Source organism: Paenibacillus sp. GCM10027629, from assembly GCF_042676425.1.
GTDB classification, from domain to species: Bacteria; Bacillota; Bacilli; order Paenibacillales; family Paenibacillaceae; genus Paenibacillus_K; species Paenibacillus_K terrigena.
In genome coordinates, this window is the sequence record NZ_JBHTGZ010000003.1 from 1,149,395 (window position 1) to 1,154,199 (window position 4,805).

Annotated in this window: 5 protein-coding genes; all 5 read left to right on the forward strand. The window is 36.4% G+C overall.

Annotation, left to right across the window (positions count from 1 at the left end):
- Nucleotides 1-359: 359 nt before the first annotated feature.
- A complete protein-coding gene (locus tag ACFQZR_RS05840) occupies nucleotides 360-1,154 on the forward strand; it encodes a class I SAM-dependent methyltransferase (RefSeq protein ID WP_379343710.1) in 795 nt (264 codons plus the stop codon).
- Between the two features lie 218 nt (nucleotides 1,155-1,372).
- Nucleotides 1,373-2,407, forward strand: coding sequence for a serine hydrolase domain-containing protein (locus ACFQZR_RS05845; RefSeq protein WP_018757715.1), 1,035 nt, complete (start codon nucleotides 1,373-1,375; stop codon nucleotides 2,405-2,407).
- 227 nt (nucleotides 2,408-2,634) lie between these two features.
- Complete coding sequence (locus ACFQZR_RS05850; RefSeq protein WP_018757716.1) at nucleotides 2,635-3,075, forward strand: GyrI-like domain-containing protein; 441 nt, start codon at nucleotides 2,635-2,637, stop codon at nucleotides 3,073-3,075.
- Between the two features lie 286 nt (nucleotides 3,076-3,361).
- The gene (locus tag ACFQZR_RS05855) at nucleotides 3,362-3,874 is read left to right on the forward strand and encodes a GNAT family N-acetyltransferase (RefSeq protein ID WP_379343713.1); all 513 of its coding nucleotides are present in this window, start codon (nucleotides 3,362-3,364) and stop codon (nucleotides 3,872-3,874) included.
- Between the two features lie 407 nt (nucleotides 3,875-4,281).
- A complete protein-coding gene (locus tag ACFQZR_RS05860; protein ID WP_379343715.1) occupies nucleotides 4,282-4,617 on the forward strand; it encodes a hypothetical protein in 336 nt (111 codons plus the stop codon).
- Nucleotides 4,618-4,805: the final 188 nt, after the last annotated feature.

Below are 4,805 nucleotides of genomic sequence, written 5' to 3' on the forward strand. Positions count from 1 at the left end.
TGATAAAGGGTACGATAATTCAATAAAAGAGAAGTTCTATCCAAAGAAACCACTCCATTGTCAGGAGTGGTCTTGTCTTTATATATTGATGTATATTTTGTGGTCAAACTGTACTTTGTGTTTAGATACATTACGGTGAACCGTATCATAAGTAGAAGTACGGATCATTGAACTAACGAGGAACGATAGTTCAATACATAAGGGCTACCAAGTGGTAGCCTTTTGTTTCGCTAACGGCCAGTTATGCGTAATGCTATGATATTAATTTGGTCAATCGTTAAGGTTCGATAATTCCAATATGTGGTATTGTTATATAAGAACTCTTTGTACTAATAGTGTGAAAGGGGATGTGGTATTTTTTGAGCCAATGGAGTGAGTTAACGGACGATTCTAAATCAAGATGGGAAGAGATTGCGGAATTTTGGGATGATTACTTAGGTGAACACAGTAATCGTTTCCATCGGGAAATTATTAGACCAAAGACGGAAGAATTATTAGCTGTAAATGAAGGCCAAACCATACTTGATATTGCATGTGGTAACGGGAATTTTTCACGAAGATTAGCTGACTTAGGTGCAAAGGTGGTTGCTTTTGATTATAGCTCAAAAATGATTGAACGAGCCAAATCAAGGTCTAAGGATTACTTGAATAGTATTGACTATCAAGTGATTGATGCTACTAATGTTGATTCGCTTACTGAACTTGGAACAGAAAGATATGATGGTGCCGTAGCTAATATGGCTTTAATGGATATTGCAGATATAACCTGTTTAGTGAAAGCACTTGAATACATGTTAAAGAAAAATGGCGCATTTGTATTTTCTATCCCTCACCCTTGTTTTCAGACACCTAACACTAGGAAAATACACGAAACGGAAGATATTAATGGAGAGATCGTTACTAGGAATAGTATTCAAATTTCAAAATATTTAACTCCCGAATCGTGTCAAACGATAGGAATAAGAGGTCAACCTATTCCTCATTTAATATTCCACAGACCTTTATCGTATTATATGAACTTGTTTATTAATTCAAATTTTGTACTTGATGGATGGGAAGAGCCTTGTTTCCAAAAAGATGAAAATGCGAATAAACAACAATTTGATTGGTACGAGCTTCCTCCTGCGGTTATATTGCGCTTTAGAAAAATGTAATTACCACAGGGGATTGGGGTGAAGTAAAAGTACTAGGTTAAGCTAACTGGACACGAGAGTTGGGGAGCTTGCTTGAAGGCAGCTCCTTTTTGCTTTGTTGAAGTAACGGGCAGGATAGTTCAAAAGTTTCGCGAATACCCTACATATGGAATTGTTTACGAAGTTCGTGAATAAGACGTTAGGCGAAACCACCTTTAAAAATTGAAAGGAAACTTCAAATGATAATTTCAAAAGAATTAGAAAAATTACTAGATATTGAAACAGAAATCTCAAAATTCTCAGGTTCAATATTAATAAAGAGAGAAGGAAATGATCTTTTTAAATCTAGCTACGATTATGCAGATCGAAGAGAGCTAATTAAAAATACAATGGACACTAGATTCACGGTGGCTTCAGGTTCTAAAATATTTACAGCAGTAGCGATATGCCAACTTGTGGAACGAGGACTTATTACTTTTGACACATTAATTAAAGAGTGCATAGATATTTCATTTTCAACATTCAGTAGTGATATTACAATCCATCATTTACTCACCCACACTTCGGGTATACCTGACTATTTTGATGAAGAATTCATGACGGATTATGAAAAATTATGGGAGAATTATCCGATGTATCGGGTGCTTGCTTCTAAAGACTTTTTGCCCTTGTTTCAAGAAAAAGAAATGAAGTTTCAACCTGGTGAACGATTCTCATACTGTAATGCTGGATTTATTCTGCTTGGCCTAATTGTTGAGCAAATAAGTGGTATGAATTTTATAACATATATCCAAAGAAATATTTTAGATGTGTGTGATATGAGAGATTCTGGATACTTCCGAATGGATCAGTTACCTAATCGAACAGCAATAGGATACATTGAGGATCAAAAAAGTAAAGAATGGAGAACGAATATATATTCAGTGCCTATCATCGGTGGAGCGGATGGAGGGGCATATACTACAAATTATGATTTAAATAACTTCTGGTCAGGACTTATAGGTCATAAATTATTAAATGAGGAAACAACCTTAAGAATGTTGTCGCCACAAGTCGAAACAGATAATTTTCAAAATTATGGTTACGGCGTTTGGATGACTATTATTGGTGACGAAATATTTAAGTATTATGTTATGGGTGGTGAACCAGGTGCAATGATGGTCTCTTCAATATATGTCAAGAGTAGTATTAGAGCACATGTCATGAGTAATAAATCAAATGGAACAGCAGAAATACCAGGTAAAATTGATGAATTAATTTATAATATAGAATAATCAAAGGCAAATGGCATCGCCTAACAAAGTATTCACGCTGCTCGGCTATCGCCGCTTGGTCTGCAAAAGTATTTTCGGAGTAGCTGAGTCAGCAGACAACCCTGCACTGGCTAAGTCCGTCGGACCCGCTCGCTTTCGCTCACTTAAGCCAGTGAGGGTTCGCGAATACACAAACGTTAGCTGAAACACCACGAAACTTATAAAACCAAAAAAGACGGAGGTATTACATGAAACCTGAGGTTTATGAATTTCAAGAGAAGAAAGTAATTGGAGTTGGAAACATAGGTAATCCTATAAACCCTGGAGATGTTTGGCCTGCTTTATTTTCCAGAATTCAAGAAATTCGTAGTCGTAAGAATACTCTTGAAACTCTTGGAGTAATTAAGAGAAATGAACACGGGTATTTACATGGGGTAGAAGTTGAACAATTGATAGAAATTCCAGAAGGTATGTTTTCTTATGTTATACCAGCTGGCCAGTATATTGGAATGACCCATAAAGGGCCAATAAGTAAGATTGGTGAAACATTTCAAATTCTTATCAGCTGGCTAGCCTCAAATAATTATGAACAACATGACATTGTATGTTTTGAAGTCTATGATGGAAGATTTAAGGACGAAGATCCTGAAAGTGAATTTGATTCATACATTCAAATTAAAGATTTGTGAGGGTTTAATCAAAGAAGTGTGGTGCATCAGCTAACACCGCATTCCCGCATCGTGGCATTTGTCCCTCGGGATTGAACTAACGGGACACTATAGCTTAACAAATAACTAAGACATGGCTGCCGACATGGATCGGTAGCCGTGTTACGCTAACGGGCAGGATTGTTAAAGATCAATCAAGGTGAACCTTATCACAAGTGATGGTAATGCAGAGGTTTGAAATTGTTATAGATAGAACTATGCTTGAAGCTACAACAACAGATGACTCATGTTTAAAGGAGGCGTAGTTATGAAAATACTTGAAACTAAACGATTAATTCTTCGAGAATGGCAAGAAAGTGATTCAGCTGATATATTTGCATTTGCTCAAAGTGCTAATGTAATGAAAGCAGGCTGGAGAGTTCATGAGAATATTGATGAAAGCTTTACATATATTCGTTCAGCTATTGAACGACAAGAGTCTTGGGCTATTGTCTTAAAAGAGAATAATAAGCCAATCGGTGTGATTGAACTTTTTGATTCGAACAGACACAAGGGGTATAAAGAACTGGAGTTTATTATATCGGATGATTTTCACAATAAAGGATATGCTACTGAAGCAGTCAAATGCGTGTTAGACTACGCCTTTAGTGAACTAGAATTGGTGATTGTAGGGGTTTGCCATTATCTATCTAATGCACAGTCCAAACGTGTTATTGAAAAATGTGGCTTTACTTATGAAGGCACACTACGAAAATACAGCAAAAATTTAGAGGATAGTGTAAGATATTCTATGACAAAAGAGGAATGGCAATACTCATGATTCTTTATTTAGCCAAATAGTTATTTTGTAATTGAGATAGCACCTCTGAAAAGTGATACAACAGATTTTAAGTTATTAAATAGAGTTCGTAGCGACTAATATGTTTTCTATTGCACAGGCAAAGACATTTTTGAACCAGATAATACTTGGGCAAAGCATAGAGAGGTTATCATGAGCAATCTACCGATAACCTGTATGATCTAGTTTAATAAAAATGATTAAGCTAACGGGACACTATAGCTTAATAAATACCTTAGACGCGGCTGCTGGCATGGATCGGCAGCCGCGTTGCGCTAACGGGCAGGTTTGTTAAGTAGGAATAAGGTAAAATGATATTTACGGAGGAAGATATGTCTTCATGCGAACCATAAGTGGTGATGCACTAAAAAAAAGGAGGGCAATGCAGAATGGAATTCAAATTTGGGGACGCTGCTATTGTTCTACCCCCATTACACATTACGATTATCGCAATAATTATTATTTTCTTCTTAGTAAGGTGGAGCAAGCAATTAGAAACAAGACGTTTTACGGTTTTCTTTTACTTTTTGATTAGCACTTTCATTACTCCAATTTTTTCTCGCAGTACAACAGATGGTGTCTTTCAGCTATGGATTCCCTTGGGATTTATAGTGGTTTTCTTTTACTTGTTTCGCAGCAAAAGAAATCATCCATCTAAAATGAAAGCGAGTATTTTAGGACTTTCCATAGCATTATATCAGTTAATTCTTCAATATGTCGGGTAGATTTTGATATTCCACTAACGGGTGCGATCGTTGAAGAAGATAAATCGTAATAAATAATTTCAAGGGAGAAGAGTCATGATTGATATCTTAAAGCTTATTGTGGCCGTAGCTTTGGGCTACCTGTTAGGCAGCCTTAATACAGCGGTGATTGTAGGGAAAATATACGGCAAGGACATAAGAAGCCATGG